The organism is Natronorubrum halobium (genome assembly GCF_051351675.1).
Lineage (GTDB): Archaea > Halobacteriota > Halobacteria > Halobacteriales > Natrialbaceae > Natronorubrum.
In genome coordinates this window covers 4,319,819-4,336,642 of sequence record NZ_CP195595.1, presented here as the reverse complement: position 1 = coordinate 4,336,642, position 16,824 = coordinate 4,319,819, and the positions used below count along the sequence as shown (strand labels likewise).

General features: G+C 66.0%; 17 protein-coding genes and 2 tRNA genes. 12 read left to right on the top strand and 7 right to left on the bottom strand.

Translation table 11 applies throughout. The annotated features are described in order from the left end of the window. Window positions 1–94: 94 nt before the first annotated feature. The 4 genes from ACSFC7_RS21625 (at window position 95) to ACSFC7_RS21610 (ending at window position 3,914) form a co-directional block, all read left to right on the top strand. On the top strand, window positions 95–1,009 hold the full coding sequence (locus ACSFC7_RS21625; RefSeq protein ID WP_436344871.1) for a DMT family transporter: 915 nt from the start codon (window positions 95–97) through the stop codon (window positions 1,007–1,009). Between the two features lie 60 nt (window positions 1,010–1,069). Continuing rightward, window positions 1,070–2,053: a 3-isopropylmalate dehydrogenase gene (leuB, locus tag ACSFC7_RS21620; protein ID WP_436344870.1), complete on the top strand. Its 984-nt coding sequence runs from the start codon at window positions 1,070–1,072 to the stop codon at window positions 2,051–2,053. A 185-nt stretch (window positions 2,054–2,238) separates the two neighbouring features. Then, window positions 2,239–2,733, top strand: coding sequence for a protein-tyrosine phosphatase family protein (locus tag ACSFC7_RS21615; RefSeq protein WP_436344869.1), 495 nt, complete (start codon window positions 2,239–2,241; stop codon window positions 2,731–2,733). 98 nt (window positions 2,734–2,831) lie between these two features. After that, entirely contained in the window at window positions 2,832–3,914 is a 1,083-nt protein-coding gene (locus tag ACSFC7_RS21610; protein WP_436344868.1) for an alpha/beta fold hydrolase, read from the top strand. 58 nt (window positions 3,915–3,972) lie between these two features. Here the strand turns inward: ACSFC7_RS21610 and dph5 are convergent, their stop codons facing one another. From dph5 to ACSFC7_RS21590, 4 genes are all read right to left on the bottom strand, one after another. Then, window positions 3,973–4,785, bottom strand: coding sequence for a diphthine synthase (gene dph5, locus ACSFC7_RS21605; RefSeq protein ID WP_436344867.1), 813 nt, complete (start codon window positions 4,783–4,785; stop codon window positions 3,973–3,975). Between the two features lie 71 nt (window positions 4,786–4,856). Next, window positions 4,857–4,931 (bottom strand) — tRNA-Arg (locus ACSFC7_RS21600). 91 nt (window positions 4,932–5,022) lie between these two features. Continuing rightward, complete coding sequence (locus ACSFC7_RS21595) at window positions 5,023–5,418, bottom strand: RidA family protein (protein ID WP_436344866.1); 396 nt, start codon at window positions 5,416–5,418, stop codon at window positions 5,023–5,025. Window positions 5,419–5,466: 48 nt separating this feature from the next. After that, on the bottom strand, window positions 5,467–5,919 hold the full coding sequence (locus ACSFC7_RS21590; RefSeq protein WP_436344865.1) for a Rieske (2Fe-2S) protein: 453 nt from the start codon (window positions 5,917–5,919) through the stop codon (window positions 5,467–5,469). A gap of 90 nt (window positions 5,920–6,009) precedes the next feature. Here ACSFC7_RS21590 and ACSFC7_RS21585 point away from each other — a divergent pair, with 90 nt between their 5' ends. The 6 genes from ACSFC7_RS21585 to ACSFC7_RS21560 all read left to right on the top strand — a co-directional run bounded on the left by ACSFC7_RS21585 (window position 6,010) and on the right by ACSFC7_RS21560 (window position 11,705). Continuing rightward, complete coding sequence (locus ACSFC7_RS21585; RefSeq protein ID WP_436344864.1) at window positions 6,010–6,996, top strand: class I SAM-dependent methyltransferase; 987 nt, start codon at window positions 6,010–6,012, stop codon at window positions 6,994–6,996. 109 nt (window positions 6,997–7,105) lie between these two features. After that, a complete protein-coding gene (locus ACSFC7_RS21580; RefSeq protein WP_436344863.1) occupies window positions 7,106–8,353 on the top strand; it encodes an outer membrane protein assembly factor BamB family protein in 1,248 nt (415 codons plus the stop codon). 205 nt (window positions 8,354–8,558) lie between these two features. Beyond that, window positions 8,559–8,632, top strand: a tRNA-Thr gene (locus ACSFC7_RS21575). Between the two features lie 545 nt (window positions 8,633–9,177). Then, window positions 9,178–9,648: a hypothetical protein gene (locus ACSFC7_RS21570; protein WP_436344862.1), complete on the top strand. Its 471-nt coding sequence runs from the start codon at window positions 9,178–9,180 to the stop codon at window positions 9,646–9,648. Window positions 9,649–9,991: 343 nt separating this feature from the next. Then, entirely contained in the window at window positions 9,992–10,249 is a 258-nt protein-coding gene (locus ACSFC7_RS21565) for a transcriptional regulator (protein WP_436344861.1), read from the top strand. A 19-nt stretch (window positions 10,250–10,268) separates the two neighbouring features. Continuing rightward, window positions 10,269–11,705, top strand: coding sequence for an FAD-dependent oxidoreductase (locus ACSFC7_RS21560; protein ID WP_436344860.1), 1,437 nt, complete (start codon window positions 10,269–10,271; stop codon window positions 11,703–11,705). Window positions 11,706–11,775: 70 nt separating this feature from the next. On the opposite strand, the gene ACSFC7_RS21555 is transcribed toward ACSFC7_RS21560, so the two are convergent. Further along, on the bottom strand, window positions 11,776–12,279 hold the full coding sequence (locus ACSFC7_RS21555; protein ID WP_436344859.1) for a hypothetical protein: 504 nt from the start codon (window positions 12,277–12,279) through the stop codon (window positions 11,776–11,778). A 152-nt stretch (window positions 12,280–12,431) separates the two neighbouring features. On the opposite strand from ACSFC7_RS21555, the gene ACSFC7_RS21550 reads away from it, so the two are divergent. After that, window positions 12,432–12,638 carry a heavy-metal-associated domain-containing protein gene (locus ACSFC7_RS21550; protein ID WP_436344858.1) on the top strand — a complete coding sequence of 69 codons (207 nt, stop codon included), beginning with the start codon at window positions 12,432–12,434 and terminating at the stop codon, window positions 12,636–12,638. 13 nt (window positions 12,639–12,651) lie between these two features. Here the strand turns inward: ACSFC7_RS21550 and ACSFC7_RS21545 are convergent, their stop codons facing one another. After that, window positions 12,652–14,973 carry a heavy metal translocating P-type ATPase gene (locus tag ACSFC7_RS21545; RefSeq protein ID WP_436344857.1) on the bottom strand — a complete coding sequence of 774 codons (2,322 nt, stop codon included), beginning with the start codon at window positions 14,971–14,973 and terminating at the stop codon, window positions 12,652–12,654. A gap of 133 nt (window positions 14,974–15,106) precedes the next feature. Here ACSFC7_RS21545 and ACSFC7_RS21540 point away from each other — a divergent pair, with 133 nt between their 5' ends. Further along, window positions 15,107–15,664 (top strand): ArsR/SmtB family transcription factor, encoded by a 558-nt coding sequence (locus tag ACSFC7_RS21540; RefSeq protein WP_436344856.1) that lies wholly within the window; start codon window positions 15,107–15,109, stop codon window positions 15,662–15,664. Between the two features lie 44 nt (window positions 15,665–15,708). Here the strand turns inward: ACSFC7_RS21540 and ACSFC7_RS21535 are convergent, their stop codons facing one another. Continuing rightward, the gene (locus ACSFC7_RS21535; RefSeq protein ID WP_436344855.1) at window positions 15,709–16,545 is read right to left on the bottom strand and encodes an alpha/beta fold hydrolase; all 837 of its coding nucleotides are present in this window, start codon (window positions 16,543–16,545) and stop codon (window positions 15,709–15,711) included. Window positions 16,546–16,824 lie beyond the last annotated feature (279 nt).

Below are 16,824 nucleotides of genomic sequence, written 5' to 3'. Positions count from 1 at the left end.
GATCACCGCATTCGTACGATATCACTTCGCACGGATAGCGGCAGGACCGTCCGGCCACCGTCAGTGATTTCGGCGGCTGTCCGAAACTGCGTGTATGTCTCGGTCTCTCGACGCATCGCTTTTCCTGGTGCTCGCCGTGCTGTGGGGGCTGTCCTTTCCGGCGATTTCGGTCGGTCTCGAGTATCTCCCGCCGCTGTTGTTCGCGGCCGTTCGCTACGACATCGCGGCGGTTCTGCTGCTGGTCGCCGCCGTCGTCCGGGTCGAGGAGTGGCGGCCGACCGCCCGGAACGACCTGCTGGCCGTCGCCGGCGGCGGCGTGTTCCTCATCGCGGGCAACGGGCTCCTCTTTCTCGGCCAGCAGGTCGTTCCGAGCGGCGTCGCTGCGATCCTGCAGGGGCTGGTCCCAATCATCACCGCGCTCTGGGCGATCCCGTTGCTGGGCGAACGGCTCTCGCCGCTCGGAGCCGTCGGCGCGGCGATCGGCTTTCTCGGCGTCGGCTTGATCGTCCAGCCCGATCCGGGAAACCTGCTGGCGGGCGATACCGCCTCGAGGCTGCTGATCGTCGGTCAGGTCTGTAGCGTCGCGCTCGGCGGCGTCCTGATTCAGCGGGCCGGCCCGTCCCTCGAGCAGCTCCCGCTGGTCGGCTGGTCGATGTTCGTCGGCGCGCTCGTCTTGCACCTCGTCAGTTTGGGCGCCGGCGAGTTTCCGAGCGCCGACGTGATCGTCCCCGTGTCGCTGGGTGCTCTGCTCTACCTCGGCGTCTTCGCGACCGCCATCGCCTTCATGATCTACTTCACGATCCTCGAGGAGCACGGGGCGTTCGAGGCGGCGCTCATCGGCTATCTGGTCCCGATCGTCGCGACGGTCGCCGGGGTCTTCCTGCTCGACGAGTCGATCGGCGCGCTGACCGTGGTCGGGTTCGGACTGGTCGCCGTCGGATTCGCCCTGCTCAAGCGACGCGCCATCGTCGATGCGGTGGGGATTTCCGCGGGCGTCGGATCGCCCTGAGACGACCCGGTGAGTCGCCGTATCGATACCCTCTTTTCGGCCGCCACGAGATGGTCGAGCATGACTCACGAAATCGCCGTCATCCCGGGCGACGGAATCGGACAGGAAGTCACCCCCGCCGCGGTCGACGTCCTCGAGGCCCTCGAGATCGACTTCGCGTTCGTCGAAGCGGACGCGGGCGACGCCGTGCTGGAAGAAACCGGCGAGGCGCTCCCGCAGGAGACCTACGACCTCGCGGCGTCGGCCGACGCGACCCTGTTCGGCGCGGCCGGCGAGACCGCCGCGGACGTCATCCTCCCGCTTCGGGACGCGGTCGACTCCTTCGTCAACATCCGGCCCGCGAAGGCGTATCCGGGGATCGACGCCGTCCGCCCCGAGACGGACCTCGTCTTCCTCCGCGAGAACACGGAGGGCGTCTACTCGGGGCTCGAGGACCGACTCACGCAGGACGTCTCGACGCTCACCCGCGTCGTCACGGAGACCGCCTCGAGAGACCTCGCGGAGTTCGCCTGCGACTACGTGTCGGAGGCCGACGAGCACGACGGGTTCTCCATCGTCCACAAGGCGAACGTCATGCGCGAGACGGACGGGCTCTTCCGCGACACCGTCAAGTCGGTCGCCGACGAGGAAGGCGTCGAGACGGACGAGGTGCTGATGGACGCCTTCGCGACGCGGGTCTGTCTCGACCCCGAGCAGTTCGACGTGATCGTCTGTCCGAACCTCGCGGGCGACGTGCTCTCGGACCTCGCCGCCGGCCTCGTCGGCGGCCTCGGCCTGCTCCCCTCGGCCAACGTCGGCCCCGACCGCGCGCTGTTCGAACCCGTCCACGGCACCGCACCCGATATCGCCGGCGAGGGCGTCGCGAACCCGGCCGCGACGATCATCTCCGCCGCGATGTTGCTCGAGTACCTCGGCTACGACGAGGAGAGCCAGGCGGTCCGCGAGGCCGTCGAAGCGACGCTCGAGGAGGGACCGCGGACGGCGGATCTGGGCGGCGACGCCTCGACCGAGGACGTGACGAACGCGATCATCGATCGGCTGTAACGCTCGCCTCGCGCCGTTCCGTTCGAGTACGCTCGAGTACGGTTCCCAGCGAGAGCGTCGCTGGGATACAGATTCAAGTGGGATCACCGCCTCTGTCCGCGTATCTTCGCCGTGATGCCGATTGCCGTTCGATCCGTCCGAGTGCGCTCGAGTCCGCTCGAGCAGCGATGCACGGGGGTGAGACGATGACGACCGCGAACTTCGGCCGGATCGTCGCGGACGGCCCGCTCTTCGGTGCCTGCCGTCCCGGCCACCTCGGCGGGAGTCTCGCGGAGTGGACCGAGATCCTCACCGATCACGACGTCTCAGCGGTCGTCTGTCTCCTCTCGGAGCGCGAAGCGTCTTGCTGGGGACTCCCCGGGGAGTACGACGAGACGTTCGACACCGCTCACGTTCCGATTCGAGACCGCCACCTTCCCGACGTCGACCGCCTCAGGAACGGTGTGGACTTCCTCGAGGAAACGACGGCCGACGGCGGCCGCGTCGCGATCCACTGCAACGCCGGACTGGGGCGGACGGGCGTCGTCGCCGCGGGGTGGCTGGTCCGCGAGCGAGGATGCACGCCGGAGTCGGCGGCCGAGGCCGTCGAAACGCGGCCCTGGCCGCGAGCGCCGCGGGAGGCGATCCGGGACGGGAACGCGACCGAGAGCGAATTGTACGAGTTGCTCGAGCGCGTCTGAGCCAGCCCGTGGTGTCGACGCGGGAACCGCACAGGGGAGCCGACCGACCGTCTGTGCCGGACGGACAATTATGGCGACGGACGTGGTAGCCGGATCCGATGACTCGAGACGATACGCTCGCTGGCATCCAGTCGCAAACCGTCGAGACCGATCGACTCGAGACGCACTATCTCGAGTCGGGTGGCGAATCCGGCTCCGACGGGGTCGACGGGACCGTCGTTTTCGTCCACGGAAACGTCTCTTCCTCCCGGTTTTTCGAGGACGCGATGACCGAACTGCCGACTCGATATCACGCGATCGCTCCCGACCTGCGCGGCTACGGTGACTCGGAGACGAAGCCGGTCGATGCGACGAACGGACTCGGGGACTTCGAGGCTGATCTCCGCGCGCTGATCGCCGAACTCGACCTCGAGGACCCCATCACGCTCGTCGGCTGGTCGAACGGCGGCGGGGTCGCGATGCGGTACACGATCGACAACCCGGACGCAGTCGACTCGCTCGTGCTGATCAACCCGCTCTCCCCGTACGGCTTCGGCGGGACGAAAGACGAGGCGGGAACGCCGTGTTTCGACGACCACGCCGGCTCCGGCGGCGGACTCGGCAACGACGAGTTCGTCGCGGGCCTCGCCGAGCGCGACCGCAGCGAGAACGGCGAATCCTCGCCGCGGAAGGTGCTGCGAACGTTCTACGTCGATCCGACCCACGAGTTCGACGCGGAACGCGAGGAGTCGTATCTGACGGGGATGCTCGACACCGCCACGGGGGACGAGAACTATCCCGGCGACGCGACGCCGAGCGAGAACTGGCCCGGTGCCGCGCCGGGCGAGCAGGGCGTGAACAACGCCATCTCGCCGAAGTACTGCTCGCTCGAGGCGATCACCGACGTCGACCCCGACGCGAAACCGCCCGTGCTCTGGATTCGCGGCGACTCGGATCAGATCGTCTCCAACGAGTCCTTTTTCGACGTCGGCACGCTCGGTCAGATGGGCGAGGTGCCCGGCTGGCCCGGCGAGGACGTCTTCCCGCCCCAGCCGATGGTCGATCAGACCCGCGCCGTGCTCGAGGAGTACGCGGACGCCGGCGGGGAGTTCGAGGAGGTCGTCTTCGGCAATACGGGACACGCGCCACACCTCGAAGTGCCCGGGGACTTTCTGGGCGAACTCGAGGGCGTGCTCGAGTGAGACAGGTGGATCGAGGATTTGCTCGAGTGAGCGAGGAAAACGGGAGTACGGTCGGCACTCAGACGACGTCGAGCGCGTCCCGATCAGCGCCGGCGAGTTCGACCAGCGCGTCGGCCTCGAGCAGGTGACAGTCGCCGGGGACCACGAGCAGGTGGAGGGGATCGCCGAACTCCCGATCCGCGAGTTCGGTCATCGTCCCGGCCTCGACGAGGGGATCCGGACTCCCCGCGCGGGCGACGACGACGCCGACGAGGTCGGGGTACTCCTCGGCGAGGAGTTCGGCACCGACGTCGGCGGTCATGTACAGTTCGTCGCCGTCGTCACGACCCTTTCGACGGGCCGCTGCTTCGTTGTCGACCTTGATATCCAGATAGACGACCGTGTGGAGGCCGTCCGCCCGGTTGTCGTCGATCGTGTTCGAGACGCTGGCGGGGAGTCCCTCGGCGCCGTGAGCGTAGGGAAACGGGAGCGTGGTCGCCTTGCCGAACCGGTAGTTCTGTAACCCGGTGAGGGCGCTCGTAGCCGTCTGGGCCGTGACGCCGTGAACGACCCGCGTCTCGATGCCGCGGTCGTGGGCCCGCAGGCGGAGGTCGACGTGCGTCGTCGAGATCATCGTATCGCCCGCGGTCAGGAAGGCGACGTCCTCGCTCTCGGCGGCCTCGAGGACGTCTTCGGGATGCTGTTCGACGCCCGCTCGGTCTCGGACCTCGATCTCGACGTCGTGGTGGGACTCGAGGTCCTCGACGGACGTTCCGATCAGTTTGCTGGTGTAGAACTCGGCGTAGGCGCGGTCGGCGTTCCGCAACGCCGCCTGGCCCTCGACGGTGATCGATCGCTCGTCGTAGAGGCCGAGGCCGATGAACGTGAGCATGAGGGCCCGTAGTGGGAGCGGTGGGAATACGTTTTCGAGACGGTCGCCGCGGGTCGCGACCGCGAGGAGAGTTGGCCGAGGAGGATTCGAACCCCCGACCGTTCGGTACGGGACCGAACGCTCTGTCCGATCTGAGCTACCGGCCACCAGTCGGTTATCACGAACGAATCAATAAAACTCGTCCCTTGTACTGCCGAGACGGGCTGTGTGGGGTCTCCTCTCCGTCGGAACGGGGCACTACTCGTCGTCGCTCACGACTGCTACCGCCTCGATCTCGACGAGATGATCGGGGTCGATCAACCGCCGGACTTCGACCATACTGGCCGCGGGTCGAATATCGCCGAAGGCCTCGCCGTGGGCCCGCCCGATCGCCTCCCAGTCGTCGATGTCGGTCACGTAGAGCCGGGTCCGGACGACGTCATCGAGCGATCCGCCGGCTTCCGCGAGCGCGTCCGCGACGATCTCGAGGGCGCGTTTCGTCTGTTCGTACGGATCGCCGGGAGCGACTACGGTTCCGTCTCCGTCAGTCGCCGTCGTCCCCGAAACGTGGATCTGTGCGCCGGCGCGAACGGCCCGGGAGTAGCCGACTTTCGGTTCCCACTCGGTGCCACTGGAGACGCGTGTCCGTTCCATGCGGTGAGCAGACGGGCTACCGTGAAAAGCGTCCGTCGAACTTTCCCCTCAGAGCGAGATGTGCGACGTCGAGTCGGGACCGCCGTCGTCGATCCCGCCTTCGTGGACGAACGTCGCGTCGTCGTCGGTGAGAAACACGGTCCCGTCGCCGTGAACCGTGATCGATACCGACGGGAGCGTCGTCTCGGACGCCTCGCCGTTGTCGCAGTAGCCCGAACAGGAGTCGAATAGCGAGCCGTGACGCGGACAGATGAGCTGGCCGTCGCGCATTGGGACGCCCCGACCCGTATCGAACCGCTGGGCCTCGTGCGTACAGCGGTTGATCCACGCCTCCACGCCGTCGTCAGAACGGTTCCCGTTCTGACTGCTTGTCGAACTGTGCTCGACAGTGTCGTCACAGGGGACGAGGATCACCTCCTCTCGCTCGCCGTACTGGTCCCGTACCGTGAACAGCCACGAGCCGTCCTCGTGGACCGTCTCCACGGTCGTGAGTTTGTGCATACGGACGGATCGGCACGAAGCCTGAAAACTGTTCACGGCCGAGGTCGGGAAAACGTCACCGTTACGGCGGCGGCCCGGCTTCGTTCGCGTATGGAAGTGCCGTGCGTCCGCGTCCCGCGCGAGGAAGGCGAAGCCACGCGCCGCGAACTCGCGGACGCGGACCTGATCGACGACGAGTACGAGATTTCGGTGGCGGACGGCAGTCTCTACGTTCCCATCACCGATCCCGAGGCCGTTCCCGACGGTCTCGAGGTCGTCTCCCGACCCGTCGAGGAGCGCGAGACGCAGACCACGCCGGCCGACCTGCTGGGGTGCGAGCCGTCCTACGAGCGACTGGGGAGAGCCGCTCTGCTCGACGAGGACGACGACCAGCGCGCACGGAAAATTGCCGACGCCGTTCTCGAGTCGGATCTCCCCCTCGAGACGGTCCTCAACAAGGCCTCCAAGGTCAAAGGCGAGACGCGGATCCGCGACTGGGACCTTCTCGCGGGCGAGAACACCGAGGTCGTCCACCGGGAGTACGGCTGCGAGTTCGCGCTCGACCTCGCGGAGGTCTACTTCTCGCCGCGGCTCGCGACCGAACGCCATCGGGTCGCGGGGCAAGTCTCGGCGAGTGAGCGAGCGTTCGACATGTTCGCCGGCGTCGGTCCGTTCGTGATCCCGTTCGCGAAACGCGGCGCGGAGTGCGTCGGCGTCGACGTCAACGCGGACGCGATCGAGTACCTGCGCGAGAACGCGCGTCGGAACGGCGTCGAGGATCGCGTGACGGCGATCTGTCGGGACGTGCGCGAGGTGGCCGACGAGTACGCAAACTGGGCCGATCGGATCGTGATGAACCTTCCCCACAGCGCCGACGAGTTCCTCGAGAGCGCCGTTACCCTCGCGGGCGACGACTGCGTGATCCACTACTACGACATCCAGCACGAGGACGACCCGTTCGGTCCGGGCGAGCGCGCTATTCGGGATGCGGCCGAACCGGAGTACGAGGTTTCCGTCGAGACGCGGCGAACGGTTCGGTCCTACGCGCCACACGAACTGAACGTGTGTCTGGACGTGCGGTTGAGACGAACCGACTAGCGGAGCGAGTCAGTGAATCGGCGGGCCGACTCGAATCCGCAGCATTGAGTTCACGTATTGGCTTCCCAACCCATTTATACGGCCATAACAAGTTAACAAGCAATAACGAATGCGACGACGACTGCTCGCCGTCTGCGGAACCGTTCCGCTCACCGGCTGCTCGGCCCTCGGTCGTGACGACGGATCGACTGCTGTCCCGCTCGGCGAGACAGACCCGTCGGCGTGGACGACATACCGCGGTGACGTCGCACAGACCGGCTCCGCCGATACGACGCTCGAGTCGCCGTACGAACTCGAGACGCTGTGGTCGTTTTCGGGATCGATTTCGATGCCCTCGTCGTCGAGGCCGTATCCGGAACCCGGCATCGTCGTCACGGAGGCTGCGGTGTACGCCACCGCCGCCGACATGCACACATCGCCGTCCGCGCTCGACCGGACTACCGGCGACGTGCTGTGGCGGTTCGACGACGTGATCGACGATGTCCACGACGCCGAGTTCTATCGAACGCCGGTCCCGATCGCGATCGGTGACGACATTTTCGTTAGTACCTCAGGGCGGTTAGCCAGAATCGACGGCCCGAGCGGCGAACTCGTCTGGGACGTCGGCCAGGGAGTACCGAGAGAATCGCCGCGTACCGGCACCGACAGCGAACTGTACAACGGGGATTCGGTCGGCCGACTCGATCCGGAGAACGGTGAGGAACTCGACAGCCATCGGTTCCGATTGGACGGCGTCTTCGAAGGGCTCGCCGTCGGCGATTCGGCCGCCGTCGTCGTCGTCCGAACGAACGAGGGCCACAGCGGTCAGCTCGCGGGCTACGACACCAGCGACTGGTCGCTCGAGTGGGAGACCGACGTCGCCGATCCGATCTGGCAAGCGCCGACGATCCACGACGGGACGGCGGTCGCACTCACCGACTCGAGTCGGGAGTCCATCAGGTGCGTCGGCGGCGAGACGATCGCGTTCGATGCGACGGAGGGGGCCGAACTGTGGCGCGCCGAGACGCCTGATGCGCGGATCGGTCCCGCCGTCGACGAAGACGGAACCGTCTATCTGCCTCACGAAGAAGCCGGGCTGATCGCACTCGAGGGCGACGACGGCAGCCGTCGCTGGACCGGTACGAGTGAGGAGTTGCTCGAGTCACTCACCGGCGACCCGGACGCGTGGTATCCACCGATCGTCACCGACGACGCAGTCGTGTTGAGCGGACGCGGCGGAATCGCGATTTTCGACCGCGAGGACGGCTCGCTCCGCGATCAGTTCGACCGACGACTTCAGGGAATGCCGGGGGTCGCCTACGGAGCGGTGTACGCGATTACCGACGAGGGAATCCTCGCCATCCGTGGAACTGGCTAGGACGGGTCGGTCTCCGGGCTACACGAGTGGAACGTGTGTCCGGACTGCGACCCGTGCGGTAATCGAAGGCACGCGAGTTCGTCGCACGTCCGTATCGATTCGCAATCCTTATGGCTGGTATCGACCCTACGAATGAAGTAGACACTCGCGCCGGTGTTGAGACGACGTCCGTCGTCGAAGCACGGGACACGAGTAGAACGAGTGTGCCGGTGTAGCTCAGACTGGCAGAGCGAATCCTTCGTAAGGATTAGGTCGAGGGTTCAAATCCCTCCACCGGCTTTCTTCCGGCGAACAAATCCGTGAGCCGGAAGGATATTCTGGAGGGATTTGAACCAGACGAGACGCGCAGCGAAGCGAGCGGTCTCGCCGTGGTTCACAATCCCCTCCACCGGCATCATTCATCAGTCTCAAAGCGTCTACCTGCGGCCCTCGGAACTCCCGGAATTCTGTGTTTCTGCGGTCCGAATACGAGATTCGACGCCGTTCTTCCAGCGGCACTGCCCGGGGTGCTCGGTACGAACGCCGCAACCGACGGGTTCGGCCCGTTCTGTGATACACTCGTGTGCATCGATGACGCCGATTTCGGCCTCGAGACCGCAGACAGCGTCGCGATCGGCGACTAGCAGTAGTCGCCGTTTCAGTTGCCCGTACGAGTAGGTACTCGCCGGCGCTTCCCGCGTTACGAACGGAACGCTACAGCAGGGATCAACTTCGCTGCGACTGTGGGTTACAACCTACCCCTTCCACAAAGCTCATACGAGTTACACGTTTAATGAGGTGTGTTGATCAGTCCGCCCTGTCCTAGCTGCGAGAGACGGCTCTTCGTGTCGAGGATTCGGACGGGTGGGGCGCTCTTTCCGCCGGAGAACAAGTACTACCGGTGCTGGCGGTGTTTTCACAAGTTCACGCCGGCCGACGAGGAGGACGCGCAGTCCGCCGAACGGGGGACCGGATTCGACCGACGTGCGGAATCGAAGGATCCGAGAGCCGAAATCACCGACGTTCACCTCGAGCTCGAAACTGAAGGGACCCAACGCGCCGTCGAGGCGTTCGCCGTGACGGTCGAAAACCGAACCACGACGCAGCTACCCGTGACGCAGATCCTCCTCTCGTTCGACGATGGGGACGAGAAGATGACGCCGAAAAACGAGACCGTCGTCGAGCCGGGCGGGACGGCGACGATCGACGTTGAGTGGAGTTGGATCCCCGTCGATTACGAGACGATGACCGTCGAGATCCGGTCACGCGACCACCCGATTACGGCCGTCGACGTCCCGCTTCCCGCGTCCGAATAAGCCGAATCGATGTGCCGTCTTCGGGGAGCCGGTTCGCCACGTCGGACGCTGGCGGAAGTGTAGCCGAGACGGTCGCCCCATCTGCTTCCTCGGGATCGACCCGGATGCTGCCGCCGTGCCGTTCGACGATCCGCTGCCGGAGCGCGAAGTCGATGTCGTCCCCAGGCGGGCGACGGGCAGAGAGATCCCGTTCGGTGGTCGTTTCTCCCGTCGTGCGGCGTTAGAAGATAAATCCGAGGTGCTTGCGTGTTCAACGCGAACGTCGCGGTGACACGTTCGGTTGTGTGCGAGGGGTGCACGAGCAGGCAATGGTTTACACGTAGTCGAGTCGAAGCACACGTCGATGGAACCTCCCTCAGAGACGCTGTCCGACCTGCCCCCGAGCGCGAAACTGGTGTTCAAAGTGCTCGAGTACAACGGCTCGCTGACGCAAGGAGAGATCGCCGACGAGACGATGTTGCCGCGACGGACCGCTCGATTCGGCCTCTCTCGGTTGAAGGAGGGTGGGTTAGTCGAAGATCAGGTGTCGTTCAGGGACGCGCGCCAATCCGTGTACTCGCTGACGGAAACCGGCGAGCAAGTACGAGCCCCGTCCCGCTAATGGGTGACGCTATCGATCGATGACGGAGACCTTCGTCGTCGTCGGCGGCGACGCGGCGGGAATGTCCGCCGCGAGCAAAGCGAAGCGAGAGAATCCCGACCTCGAGGTCGTCGTCTTCGAAAAGGGAGAGTGGGTCTCCTACGGCGCCTGTGGCCTCCCATACTACGTCAAAGGTGAGATCCAATCGCTCGAGGCGCTCGTCTCGATCACGCCCGAGGAGTTCCGGGAGGAACGGGACATCGACCTGCGAACGGGCCACGAGGTCGTCGCGATCGATCCGGACGACCGGACGGTCACGGCCGACGGAACGGCCGGGACGGTCGTCCAGTCGTACGATCACCTGCTGCTCGCGACCGGTGCCGAGGCGGTCGTGCCACCGATCGAGGGGATCGATCGCGAGGGCGTCTACACGCTCGGATCGATGAGCGACGGGAAGGAACTACGCGAGTACGTCGCTCGAGCGCGCGACGGGGAGTCGCTCCAGCAGCCGGACCGCGGCCCGGCCTGTCGGTATCTCGAGGACTGTACCGGCCCCGTCGGCGTCGTCGGCGGCGGGTACATCGGCCTCGAGATGGCCGAAGCGCTGGCCGCGAACGGCTTCGAGGTCAACCTGTTCCAGCGCGGCGACCGCGTGTTGACGGGCTTCAGCGAGGCGACCAGCGAGGCGGTCGCCGACCACCTTCGGGAACAGGACGTCGTGCTGTCCCTCGAGAGCGAGGTGCTGGCGCTCGAGGGCGGGGAGACCGGTGGAGGCGGAGACGGAGCCGTCGAGACCGTCGTCACCGCCGACGAACGGGTGGACGTCGAGATGGTATTGGTCGGAACCGGCGTTCGACCGCGGACCGACCTCGCCGAAGCGGCCGGGATCGAACTCGGTCCGACGGGAGCGGTCGCGACGGACGCATACCGCGAAACCAACGTCCCCGACGTCTACGCGGCGGGGGACTGCGCCGAGGCGACCCACACCGTTACTGGTGAGTCGGTCTACGTTCCGCTGGCGTTGACCGCGAATCGTCACGGCCGCGCGGTCGGCGAAACCGTCGCGGGACGGCCGGCCGAAGGCGGTGCCGTCGCCGGGACGGCGGCCGTCAAGGCGTTCGACGTCGAGGCGGCGCGAACCGGCATCCTGAACCGCGACGACGCACTCGAGGCCGGGTTCGATCCGATCACCGAGACGATCGACGCGAAATCGCGTGCGGGTTACTATCCCGAGGGCGGAACGGTGACCGTCACGCTCACTGCGGACCGCGACACGGGGCGCGTACTCGGCGCGAGCCTCGTCAGCGAGTACGGCGAGGGTGCCGTCCACCGGAGTCACGCGATCGTCGGGGCGCTCGAGGCGCGGGCGACCGTCTTCGAACTGGAAAACTACGATCTCGCATACGCCCCGCCGTTCAACACGACGTGGGATCCGGTGCTCGTCGCGGCGAAGGTGCTCGCGGGTAAACTGCGGTAACCGGCTCTGCTGCTGATCGAGGCTCGTTCTTACTCGGTAAAATACGGGACTACAGGCCGGTTCGCGCCGTTCAGTTTCGGGCGACCAGCGCGTACGCGATCGCCACCGGAACGGCGAACGCGACGTGGCCGAGTAGGCTCACGATGGTGCCGGGAATCGCGAGGTTCGGGAACGGCGGCGCGCCGGGGAACCCGAGCGTCGCGAGCCAGATCGGCATCACTAGGACGGCGAGCAGCAGCGTCGTCAGTGCGCCGTAGCCGATTCCGAGTCCGATCGCCGGACCGAGACGGCTCGCCGGGTCACGGAGCGGTTCCCACTGGACGAGCGCCACGTACGCCAGTCCGAGGGCGACGCCGTGGAACTGGTGGATCGCCCACCCGGCCGCCAGCGCCGGTCCCTCGATGCCGTACATCGCGGGAATCGCCATCTCGAGCATCGGGGCCGGAATCACGTACCGCATGAGCAGACCGAAGAAGATGCTTCCGAGGAACCCGCCGACTGCGCCCGCCGTCCACTCACCGAACGTTGCGTTACCGATCGTCGTCGCCGTCGTCGTTTGCGTTTCAGTCACCATTGCGTGATTACCTTCTGTAACCAACTATGGACTGGTAAGGTGTAAGTGTGCGCTGAGTGACTAGTTAGTGGATAACCGTCCGGTAACGTCGTCTCAAGTGGGCACCAGTCGCCGGCAAAAGTGGTTTCTAACCGTGAGCGCAACTCTCCGGTATGAAACGGAAAACGATCGCCGTCACGGGGATGTCGTGTACCGGCTGCGAACGGGCCGTCGAGAACGCGCTCCGGACCCTCGAGGGGGTGCAGCGGATCGACGCTGATCACGAGGACGGTACGGTCGAGATCGTCGCCGACGACGACGTCTCCGAGGACCGACTCGGTGACAAGATTCGAAACGCCGGCTACGAAGTCGTGGCGTAGAGGCGCGATCTACTTAGCTGTCATCCGCGGTCGGTCCCTCTTCGGGAACCGAGAAGTCGGTGGTAACGCCCTCGCCAGAGAGCAGTTGGCCCGCGAAGCTGTTTGCGAGGACGACGGAGACCGAGAGCACCATCGCGATCATCGCGAAAATCGGATGGACGAGTCCGGTCGTCGCCGCGGCGACGCCGATTCCGTTGAACGAAAAGGCTGCGACGAGGTTCTGGCGGGTCTTCCGGTAACTCTCGCGGCCGATCTCGTAGGCGTCCATCACGCCGCCGAGGCGCTCGCCCATCAGGACGACGTCGGCCGATTCGATCGCGATGTCCGTCCCCGCGCCGATGGCGATACCGATATCGGCCTGCGTGAGCGCCGGCGCGTCGTTGATGCCGTCGCCGACCATCGCCACGCGGTGGCCGCCGTTGGACTGTCGGTCCGCGGCGGATCGTGACCCGTCCGCAGAGTGTTCGCCGGTCTGGAGTCGTCCGATCTCGTCGCGTTTCTCCTCGGGAAGGACGTCGGCCATCACCCGATCGATGCCGACCTCGTCGGCGACCGCCGCGGCCGTCCGTTCGTTATCGCCGGTGAGCATTACGGGGGTGATAGCGGCGCGCTCCATCCGGCGAACGGTCTCGGTCGCGTCGTCCTTGATCTCGTCGCCGATACCGACGAGTCCGAGGAACTGGCCGTCGCGGACGACGCCGACGACGGTGAGCCCGCGGTCTCGAAGGCGGTCGATCTCGTCCGATGTGGCGTCGATGTCGGCCGACTCGGTCGCGAGCCAGCCCGGTTTGCCGACCAGCACGTCGTCGCCGTCGACCGTCGCCCGCACGCCTTTCCCGGTCACCGCGTCGAAGCTCTCGGGGTCGCCGTACGCGATATCTCGCTCGCCGGCGTCGTCGAGGATCGCGTCGGCCAGCGGGTGCTCGCTGAACGCTTCCGCGCTCGCCGCCGCGGTCAGCACGTCCGTGCGAGTCGCTTCAAGCGCGACGATCTCGATGACGGCGGGTTCGCCGACGGTGATGGTCCCGGTCTTGTCGAGGACCACGTGATCGACGTCCGGGAAGATCTGGAAGGCGTCGCCCGAACGCATCAGGATGCCCTGACGCGCCGCCGTTCCGCCGCCGCGGATGAGCGCGAGCGGCGTCGCCATCCCGAGCGCACACGGGTAGCCGAGGACGAGGACGGCCAGCGCCGCGAACGCGCCGCGTTGGACGTTCGGTCCCGTCCCGAACGGGCCGCCGGGCCAGACGGCCGGGGCGACGAGCCAGAACAGGAACGACAGTGCCGCGACGGTCAACACGCCGGGAACGAAGTACTTGAGAACGCGGTCGGCGAGCTGAACGATTCCGGGTTTCGTCGCTCGGGCCTCCTCGATCTCGCGAGCAACCCGATTCAGGAAGGCGTCGTCGCCGGTCGCGGTGACGCGGACGAGAAGCGTGCCGGTTCGGTTGACGCTCCCGCCAACCACCTCGTCGCCGGGCGTCTTCTCCTCGGGGATCGACTCGCCGGTCGCGACGGACTCGTCGACGGCGGACGTTCCGTCGACGACGGTGCCGTCGACCGGGACGGTCTCGCCGGGCTTGATGCGAACGCGATCGCCGACCTCGAGTCGGTCGACGGGAACTTCCTCCGGACCGTCGTCAGTGACGCGGCGTGCGGTATCGGGCTGCAGGTCGAGCAGGTCGTGAACCGCTTGCGAGGCGCGCGTGCGGACGACGAGGCTGGTGTACTCCGAGAGGACGTGATACGCGGTGATGAAGACGGACACGGCGAAGAAGTGGACGGTTGGGAACCCGGGGAACACCGTCAGTCCCAGCAGCCCGCCGAGCAGGCCGGCGAACGCGCCCGCCTCGAGCAGGACGTGCTGGTTGAAGATGCCGCGTCGGAGGCTCTGGTAAGCTTTCGTCGCGATGTACCGGCCGGGACCGAACATCGTCGCGAGCGCGAGGCCGAGCGTCGTCAGATCCATCGCGAGCGACTGCGAGTGGAACCGTCCCGTGCCGACGAGCATCCAGCCCATCAGCACCGCCGTGAGGATCGAGGCGCCGCCGACCAAGAGGAGTTTTCGACGGGCGTCCTCGAGTTCGGCCCGCTGTTCGTCGAACCGCCGTTGCTTATCCGGATCGCGGACGGTGTAGCCGAGGTCTCGAAGCGTGTCCGTCAGTGCGACCTCGTCTACCCGGTCGTCGTCGTAGCGAACGAGCACCTCCTCGTGAGCGAGGCTCACGTCGACGTCGTCGACGCCGTCGGTTCGATCGTACGCCTTTCGGATGCTCTCGGCGCAGAACGAGCAACTCATCCCGCCGACGTCGAACTGCGCTCGCGTCTCTCCCATCGTATCGTCGCCTACTCGCTCCGCGTGGAAAATCGTTATGACGAATATTATAGCGGTTCAATACTAGTGCGGCCGAATTGACTATCGTTCCGACACTCTTACCGTCGTCGTTCTCCTAATTCTCACGAATACGATGACGCTGCTCGAATCCGACGTCCCGATCCGGGAGGTCGTGACGACCGATCCGGGGACGGCCAAAGCACTGGACAACGACGTCCGAGCGAAGATCGTGGATAGCCTCGCGGACGAGGAGCTGACGATCGAGGAGATCCACGACGAACTCGAGCGACGGGGCGAGACGAAGGCCGAAACGACGGTTCGTCACCACGTCAACGTCCTGAAGGAGGCCGAACTGGTCGAAATTTCGCGGCTCGAGGAGGCCGGCGGCGGGACGCGAAAGTACTACCGATCGAACACGCGGCTCTACTCCTACGACCTTCCCGACGACGGCGAGGAGACGCTCGCCGAGGCTCGAGAGACGGCGACGGACGCGGTGGCGGATCTCGTCGAAACCCTCTCGGCGGAGCACGGTGACGAGATCGAGGCGGTCGCCCGGGAATTGAAACCTTGCGAGTACTGCGAGACCCAACACTACGAGGAGTTCATCGTCCGCGACCTGCTCGAACGCGCGTTCGTTCGGGTGAGCGAATCGCCATCGTCGGACGAGCAATCAACGTCGGCGAGTGAGTGACGCCGGAGGTGCGCGACTGAGACGGCGGCGCTCCCGTCCTCGTCTCACTGCGCCAGGAACTCCTCGAGGTGCTCGAGGTACGCCTCGGGACGGTCCTCCGGCACCCAGTGGGAGGCTTCCTTGAGTCCGACGACGTCGGCGTTCGAGATATCGTCTTCGAGTTGCTCGGCGTACTCGAGGGGCTGGAACTCGTCCTCGGCACCCCAGAGCATGAGCGTCTCGGCCGTGATCTCGCTCGGATCGATCTCGGTGGTGTGGCTCGTGTTCGTCCCGATGGCGTTGCGGGAGAGCGAGATCATCGCCTCCTCCGAATCCCACTGGGCGACCATGCCGTCGACGAACTCGTCGCTCGGATCGTCGCCGTAGAGTGTGTTTCGGTACATCTTGCGGAGCATCTCTCGGAGTCCGTCGACGCCCGTGTCTTCGACGGTGTCCGGCAGTCCGAGATCGAGGATCGTTTCGACGGGCCACGAATCGTAGCAGACGGCGTTCGAGAGGACCAGTTTCGAGACCGAATCGGGCTGATGCGCCGCGTACCGAAGGCCCACGCCGCCGCCGAGGTCGTGGCCGACGAACGAGACGGACTCGAGGTCCAGTTCCTCGAGGAGTCCGTCGATCATCTCCTCCTGAGCCCTGATCGAGCGGTCGAAGCCGTCGTGCATGGCCGACCGTCCGTAGCCGACCATGTCCGGGACGATAACGCGATACTCGTCGGTCAGTTCGGGCGCGATGCGGTGCCAGAGGTACGAGGAGGTCGGAATGCCGTGACAGAACACCACCGGTTCTCCATCTCCCTCGTCGTCGTAGGCGACCTCGAGGTCGTGTTCGTCGACCGTAACCGTCGTCGATCCCTGTCGGTCGGACCAGGTCTCGTAGTCCATATCGCTAGTCGCAGTATCCGGCCCGAAAGGGGTTGGCGCGGCGACTGCGTGCTCGAGGCGCGGACAGCGCTCAGCGGAAGTGTGACCGCACACGACCGCGTCAGCAGTAGCTCAGGAGTTCGATTCGCCGTCAGTCGCGGCTGATCGCCTCCGGTCTGTGGTCCGGCTTTTTTTGTTCTGGTCCTCGAACGATCGCCCGTGCACGAGCACCCGCCGATCGAAGCCTACGGCGTCGTCGGCCGGCCGAACGATATCGTCCCTCCGAACCGATAGCGACCG

What these genes read in the sequence shown, in the direction of transcription:
- dph5 (WP_436344867.1), bottom strand. Translation starts at nt 4,785, where the DNA reads ATGCTCACGTTCATCGGCCTCGGCCTCTACGACGAGCGATCGATCACC.
- ACSFC7_RS21580 (WP_436344863.1), top strand. Translation starts at nt 7,106, where the DNA reads ATGCGACGACGACTGCTCGCCGTCTGCGGAACCGTTCCGCTCACCGGC.
- ACSFC7_RS21560 (WP_436344860.1), top strand. Translation starts at nt 10,269, where the DNA reads ATGACGGAGACCTTCGTCGTCGTCGGCGGCGACGCGGCGGGAATGTCC.
- ACSFC7_RS21550 (WP_436344858.1), top strand. Translation starts at nt 12,432, where the DNA reads ATGAAACGGAAAACGATCGCCGTCACGGGGATGTCGTGTACCGGCTGC.
- ACSFC7_RS21545 (WP_436344857.1), bottom strand. Translation starts at nt 14,973, where the DNA reads ATGGGAGAGACGCGAGCGCAGTTCGACGTCGGCGGGATGAGTTGCTCG.
- ACSFC7_RS21540 (WP_436344856.1), top strand. Translation starts at nt 15,107, where the DNA reads ATGACGCTGCTCGAATCCGACGTCCCGATCCGGGAGGTCGTGACGACC.
- ACSFC7_RS21535 (WP_436344855.1), bottom strand. Translation starts at nt 16,545, where the DNA reads ATGGACTACGAGACCTGGTCCGACCGACAGGGATCGACGACGGTTACG.
- ACSFC7_RS21585 (WP_436344864.1), top strand. Translation starts at nt 6,010, where the DNA reads ATGGAAGTGCCGTGCGTCCGCGTCCCGCGCGAGGAAGGCGAAGCCACG.
- leuB (WP_436344870.1), top strand. Translation starts at nt 1,070, where the DNA reads ATGACTCACGAAATCGCCGTCATCCCGGGCGACGGAATCGGACAGGAA.
- ACSFC7_RS21615 (WP_436344869.1), top strand. Translation starts at nt 2,239, where the DNA reads ATGACGACCGCGAACTTCGGCCGGATCGTCGCGGACGGCCCGCTCTTC.
- ACSFC7_RS21555 (WP_436344859.1), bottom strand. Translation starts at nt 12,279, where the DNA reads ATGGTGACTGAAACGCAAACGACGACGGCGACGACGATCGGTAACGCA.
- ACSFC7_RS21590 (WP_436344865.1), bottom strand. Translation starts at nt 5,919, where the DNA reads ATGCACAAACTCACGACCGTGGAGACGGTCCACGAGGACGGCTCGTGG.
- ACSFC7_RS21565 (WP_436344861.1), top strand. Translation starts at nt 9,992, where the DNA reads ATGGAACCTCCCTCAGAGACGCTGTCCGACCTGCCCCCGAGCGCGAAA.
- ACSFC7_RS21610 (WP_436344868.1), top strand. Translation starts at nt 2,832, where the DNA reads ATGACTCGAGACGATACGCTCGCTGGCATCCAGTCGCAAACCGTCGAG.
- ACSFC7_RS21625 (WP_436344871.1), top strand. Translation starts at nt 95, where the DNA reads ATGTCTCGGTCTCTCGACGCATCGCTTTTCCTGGTGCTCGCCGTGCTG.
- ACSFC7_RS21595 (WP_436344866.1), bottom strand. Translation starts at nt 5,418, where the DNA reads ATGGAACGGACACGCGTCTCCAGTGGCACCGAGTGGGAACCGAAAGTC.